Below are 6,161 nucleotides of genomic sequence, written 5' to 3'. Positions count from 1 at the left end.
GTAATCAGTTTAATCCTGAGTCAGACAACCTTCGCGTTGGAATTTGTATTTTTGCGGGATGCCCGTATTACATAACTCAGATTACCAGGCGCCGTTTTTATTACAGAACCGCCACATGCTTACCATCTATCCTTCTTTATTCCGCAGCATCCGGCCGGCGGCTTACAGGAGAGAAAGGATCACTACGCCTGACGGGGATTTCCTGGACCTGGATTTTAGTGAGAAGGGGAGCAGCCGCCTGGTGGTGATCCTGCATGGGCTGGAAGGTAATGCCAGCCGCAAGTATGTATTGGGGATGGTGCATATTTTCAATGGCGCCGGTTTTGACACGGTATCCATGAACTTCAGGGGCTGCAGTGGCGAACCCAATAAGAACCTCCGCTTTTATCACAGCGGGGAAACGGAAGACCTGCATGTGGTGATAGCGTACCTGGTATCGCTGAAAAAGTATACCGCCATACACCTGGTGGGCTTTTCCCTGGGTGGGAATGTAACCTTAAAGTACCTGGGAGAAAGGGGGGGCGCGGTGGATGGAACCATCAGGTCGGCGGTAGCCATATCAGTGCCCTGCGACCTGAAAAGCGGCTCTGCAGAGTTGGAGAAAAGGCATAATATTATATATATGCAGCGGTTCATCCGTGACCTGGGAGAGAAGCTGCGGCTGAAAGCATTACAATTTCCGGGAAGTATCAGTCTTGACCAGTATGCGGAGATCCGTTCTTTCCGGCAGTTCGATGACCGCTATACCGCGCCCATGCACGGATTTAAAGATGCCCTTACCTATTGGGAGCAATGCAGCTCCCGGCCCCTGCTGCCACACATCCGCATACCGGTACTGGTGATCAATGCAAAGGATGACCCATTCCTCGGGAAAGAATGTTACCCATATGAAATAGCAGCCGGCAGTAAGTATGTTTTCCTGGAAACCCCGCACCAGGGTGGTCATGTGGGGTTTGTAAGATTCGGGGAAGATTTTTACTGGTCCGAAAAAAGGGCGCTGGACTTCATTCAACAAACGTAAACCGGCAGCAGGCAGTCAGATTCGTGTTATTTGTATTTCCCGTGGTTTTTATAGTTTACAACGGAACGGTCCCACCCTTCAGGAGTTCTGTATTATTGTAACGGAATGGTTGTTTCCGGTATTTTCAGGGAAACAACCACGCTGGATATGGAAATCCGGGAAATCCTGAATACTTTTACCTGCTACTAATTTGTTTTGCTATGATGAAAAGAACCGGACAACTGCTATGTGGCCTTGCCTTACTGTTTGGAAGTATCCATACCGCTCAAAGTCAGCAGAAAAAAAATAACGGGATCAGTTACTGGTTAACATCCCCCGACAAATCTGTCGCCCTGCAACAACAGCCGGCCACATTGCCATTTACCGCGCAGGATAAAGGTATTGCTACCATTGAAGTGGACGCCGCAAAAAAATTCCAGTCGATAGACGGTTTTGGTTTTACCCTTACCGGCGGCAGCGCCACGCTCATCCATCAATTGCCTGCCGCACAGCAGGATGCCCTCTTGAAAGAATTGTTCCTGTCGAAAGGTAATGGCATTGGCATCAGCTACCTGCGCCTCAGCATTGGCGCTTCAGACCTGAGCGCTTCCGTATTCACCTACGATGATATGCCCGGTGGACAAACAGACCCAGAGTTAAAACATTTTAATTTAGATGAAGAAAAGAAAGACCTGATCCCTGTACTGAAAAAAATTGTAGCGCTGAACCCTGCCATAAAAATATTGGGTTCGCCCTGGACGCCGCCAGCCTGGATGAAAACAAATAACTCGTTCATTGGCGGCAGTCTGAAGCCTGAATATTATAGCGCCTATGCGCAGTATTTTGTAAAGTATGTAAAAGCCATGAAGGCTGCAGGTATTACCATTGATGCCATCACCATACAGAATGAACCGCTGCATCCAAAAAATAATCCCAGTATGCTGATGCTGGCGGAAGACCAGGCGGTGTTTATCAAGGATCACCTGGGGCCTGCGTTTAAAAAGGCCGGCGTGAAAACAAAGATCATCCTGTACGATCACAACTGTGATAAGCCGGAATACCCGCTCACTATCCTGAGAGACAAAGCCGCTTATTCATATGTGGATGGTTCCGCCTTTCATCTTTATGGCGGCACCATTGACGCGCTGAGTAAGGTACATGATGAATTTCCGGAGAAGCATCTTTATTTCACCGAGCAATGGTCCGACGGTAAAGGCAGTTTTTCCCGGGAGCTGAAAAATAATGTGAGTAAGCTGATTGTAGGCGCTACGCGTAACTGGAGCCGCAACGTGTTGCAGTGGAACCTTGCAGCCGATGCACAATGGAACCCGCATACCGATCAGGGCGGATGCTCACAATGCCTGGGTGGCATCACCATTGATGGCCAGGCCATTTCCCGTAATTCATCCTACTACGTGATAGGTCATGCTTCCAAGTTTGTGCCTGCCGGCTCCGTAAGGATTGCTTCCAATATTGCCGGCCCGCTGGATAACGTAGCGTTTTTAACACCAGGCGGTAAAACCGTACTCATAGTGGTAAACACTGATGCTGCCACACAGGATTTCCAGATCAAAGAAAAGAACCGGGTTGCCGCTGCATCGCTTCGTGGCGGGGAAGTGGCTACGTTTGTTTGGTAAGCGCTGAAGGCGATCACCTGATGATTTCTTCACATTTCATGGCACTGCATTAACATAGCGGGTGAACCTTCCCAAGGGTTGCCTATATTGCTTTTACTCGTTATGATCACCGCCTGGCAGAAAAATATAGTACTGAACAATGATAGTAATGCCTTTAAAGCATTATACCTGCACCCGGCCTTTAAGGCGCAGGACCGGACCTTTAACCCGTTAAAACATTACACATGGCCGGTGCCGCAATCGGCGCCCGATAAAAGCAAAGACCTGGTACAAACAGCCGCCTGGAAATAAAACATTTTTTATGGGTATTGAACGCAGAAAATTTTTACGGAATATTGGCTTAACAATGGCAGGCGCACTCACCGTACGCCTGCCGGTAGTAGGCGGCGCCCTTGCCGGTAGCGGCCGGTTGCTGCTTACCCGTCAGCCGGATGCGGCATGGATCGCCTCCCTCTATGAGCGGGGCAGTGTTACCACTTACCTCAAAAGCAAAAATGAACTGCAGTATATCGGTATGCCGGTGGGCGGTATCATGTGCGGTACCGTATACCTTGGCGGCGATGGCCGTTTGTGGCTTTGGGATATTTTTAATAAGAACCAGGAAGGAATAGAACCCAAGGTAGTTAACTACAGCGCCAATGTGCTGGATGGGGGTAAGAAAGTGCGTTCCCGCGATGGCGCCTGTTACATTGAACCGTCTAAAAATATCCGGCCATTGGACCAGGGATTTGCCTTGCAGCTCTCCTGGAACGGTCAATCCATTATCCGCAAACTGGACGAAGAAAGCTGGCCGGAGATCAGTTTCGAAGCAACTTATCCTATAGCCACTATCCGTTATATAGATCCTGCATTGCCGGTAGCTGTTACACTGGAAGCATTTTCACCCTTTATTCCTTTGAATGAAGATGATTCCGGTTTGCCGGTAACTATTTTATCTTATAAGATAGAAAATAAAGACAGCGTACCGGTAACCGCTACCCTGCTCGGATGGCTGGAAAACAAAACAGCGATCTATTCTGCGGGCGATGCGCATGAACGTGTGAATACTATCGTGAAAGGAAGGAACTGGCAGGGCGTTTATGAAACCGTGCGTACAAAAACCGGTAATGATGAAAACTTTCAGCAGCAATACGACTACGGGAATTTCTGTATCGCCGCCAGGGGCGGCAAAGTGATGGTAAATACGGCCATGCCTGCAGGTGAATTAACGGCCGCGCATTTCTCCGCCATGGCCGCCGGACAAGCGGTGAAGAACGTGGGAGATAAGTTAACCGGTACTGTTGCCACACAACAACGCATACTACCGGGCAAGACTATACGTACCGACTTCGCCATCAGCTGGTACGCGGCTAACCTGCATTTCAAAGGCATACAGGGAGAAGGGCGTTATTACGCCAATAAGTTTACCGATGCTCCCGCAGTAATGAAATATGTGCAGGAGAACTATGCCCGCCTGAGTAACCACAGCCGCCTGTGGAAAAATACCTGGTACGATGCCTCGTTGCCATGGTGGTTTATGGAACGCACTTTCCTCAACATCTCCACGTTGGCTACCACTACCGCGCACCGTTTCCGGTCCGGCCGTTTCTATGCCTGGGAAGGCGTGGGCGCCTGCGAAGGTACCTGTACGCATGTATGGCAATATGCGCAGGCCGTGGGCCGCATATTCCCTGCATTGGAGCGCGATACCCGGCAACGCGTGGATCTCGGCATCGGGCAGATGCCCGACGGCGGTATCCTGTTCCGCGGTGAAGCGGAAAAGCGACCTGCTATTGACGGACAGGCAGGTACCATACTACGTATTTACCGCGAGCACCAGATGAGTAAAGACAGTGCTTTCCTTCAACAGAACTGGCCCAATATTAAAAAAGCCACCCTGTTCCTCATTCACCAGGACCGCAACAACGACGGTATGGAAGACACGCCCATGGAGAATACCCTGGACGCCATATGGGACGGGGAAATTGCCTGGATCGTAGGCTTGTGTATTGCCGCTGTTAAAGCAGCTGCGCTGATGGCAGCAGAAGTGAACGATACGGCATTTGCCACTATCTGTAACGAATATACGAGAAAAGGACAACGGAACATGGAAACACAGTTGTTCAACGGTGAATACTTTATTCATCAGCCGGATAAGGTGAAAGGGAGATCTGTGATCGGTTCTTATAACACCTGTCATATAGACCAGGTATACGGCCAGAGCTGGGCGTTCCAGGTGGGTATGGACCGGGTGATAGATAAGGAAAAAACAATGTCTGCTTTAAAGGCATTATATAAATATAATTTTAAGGCGGATGTAGGACCGTATATCGCCGCTCATCCGGGTGGCCGGCCCTATGCGCTTGCAGGGGAAGGAGGTATGATCCTGAATACGAATCCACGCAACGAAGAATTTCCTTTCGGTGTGAAAGATGCATGGCAGCTGGGTTACTTTAACGAATGTATGACCGGCTTTGAGCACCAGGTGGCGGCCCATATGATGGCGGAAGGGATGACAGATGAAGCGCTCACGCTTACGCGTGCTATCCACGACCGCTATCACGCAGTGAAACGTAACCCGTTCAATGAAATAGAATGCAGCGATCATTATGCCCGTGCAATGGCCAGCTACGGCACTTTTATTACCGCCAGCGGTTTTCGTTATCATGGTCCCAAAGGCTTTATTGGCTTTGCCCCGGCTATGAATAAAGAAAATTTTAAAGCGCCTTTTGTTACTGCAGAAGGATGGGGCACCTATACGCAAAAAGGCGGGAGCCATACATTGCAACTGAAGTACGGCAAGTTACAATTACAAACGCTTTGTTTTCAGCATACCGGCGTGAAACAGGTATTGTGGAGAGATAAAAAAACGCCGGTTTCCTTCAAAGAGGAAAATGGTTACGTAACTATTCACCTGGCCACACCACTGCAATTAACGGCAGGTCAGCATTTTCATCTTACTATCGTATAACCTATGAAATATATTTTCAGATAGCCGTGTCCGTTATACTTTTGTTTTCCTCTAAGATGGATAACGGAAAGGTGGCTGCCGCGGCGCAACCATCGTGGCAAATGCAGCTGGACGGCCTGTTGCCGCTGATGGGACACCGTAACTGGATCATTATTGCCGATGAGGCGTTCCGTTACAGTCATCGCCCGGAATGGTATACATAAGCACCGGCGCCGCATTGCCGGAAGTGGCGCGTTATACCATGCACCGGCTCAGCAGCAGTGCGCATGTGCAGCCAGTGCTGAAAACAAACACCACGCCGGCCTACTCTTCTGTTTTTGTAAACCTGGATTGCAAATACCGGAGTGAAGGAAAAGAGCAGCAACTTCGTGGGGCCATGAGCAAGAACTGAAAATGCTGTATCTTTCTTACTGTAAACAGCAAAAGATGGCAACGTTAAAATTGTTCATGGTAGTGCTGGGATGCACGCTGGAAGGGCGTCATACCGAGCAGCATGATGTATTCTTCGGGATTGGCAACCAGTTGAGCGACCTGGTTCCTGATATGAAAGCCTTCTGGCCGGAGGCCAAAGATA

7 protein-coding genes are annotated in these 6,161 nt (G+C 49.5%); all 7 read left to right on the top strand.

What is annotated here, in order from left to right:
* Positions 1-58 precede the first annotated feature (58 nt).
* Positions 59-1,021 (top strand): YheT family hydrolase, encoded by a 963-nt coding sequence (locus VN105_RS24230; protein WP_325645085.1) that lies wholly within the window; start codon positions 59-61, stop codon positions 1,019-1,021.
* Between the two features lie 200 nt (positions 1,022-1,221).
* Complete coding sequence (locus tag VN105_RS24225) at positions 1,222-2,637, top strand: glycoside hydrolase family 30 protein (protein ID WP_325645083.1); 1,416 nt, start codon at positions 1,222-1,224, stop codon at positions 2,635-2,637.
* A gap of 78 nt (positions 2,638-2,715) precedes the next feature.
* Positions 2,716-2,928: a hypothetical protein gene (locus VN105_RS24220; protein ID WP_325645081.1), complete on the top strand. Its 213-nt coding sequence runs from the start codon at positions 2,716-2,718 to the stop codon at positions 2,926-2,928.
* 10 nt (positions 2,929-2,938) lie between these two features.
* Positions 2,939-5,587 carry a GH116 family glycosyl-hydrolase gene (locus tag VN105_RS24215; RefSeq protein ID WP_325645079.1) on the top strand — a complete coding sequence of 883 codons (2,649 nt, stop codon included), beginning with the start codon at positions 2,939-2,941 and terminating at the stop codon, positions 5,585-5,587.
* 56 nt (positions 5,588-5,643) lie between these two features.
* The gene (locus VN105_RS24210; RefSeq protein ID WP_325645078.1) at positions 5,644-5,790 is read left to right on the top strand and encodes a hypothetical protein; all 147 of its coding nucleotides are present in this window, start codon (positions 5,644-5,646) and stop codon (positions 5,788-5,790) included.
* Complete coding sequence (locus tag VN105_RS24205; RefSeq protein WP_325645077.1) at positions 5,778-5,978, top strand: hypothetical protein; 201 nt, start codon at positions 5,778-5,780, stop codon at positions 5,976-5,978. The genes VN105_RS24210 and VN105_RS24205 overlap by 13 nt, the downstream gene beginning before the upstream one ends.
* A gap of 2 nt (positions 5,979-5,980) precedes the next feature.
* Positions 5,981-6,161 (top strand): DUF1543 domain-containing protein (locus VN105_RS24200; protein WP_325645076.1); only part of this gene is annotated, 181 nt, incomplete at its 3' end.

This window comes from Chitinophaga sp. (assembly GCF_035564935.1).
Classification (GTDB): Bacteria; Bacteroidota; Bacteroidia; order Chitinophagales; family Chitinophagaceae; genus Chitinophaga.
Note: the sequence above shows the minus strand (reverse complement) of the source record. Positions and strands in the feature narration are given on the sequence as shown.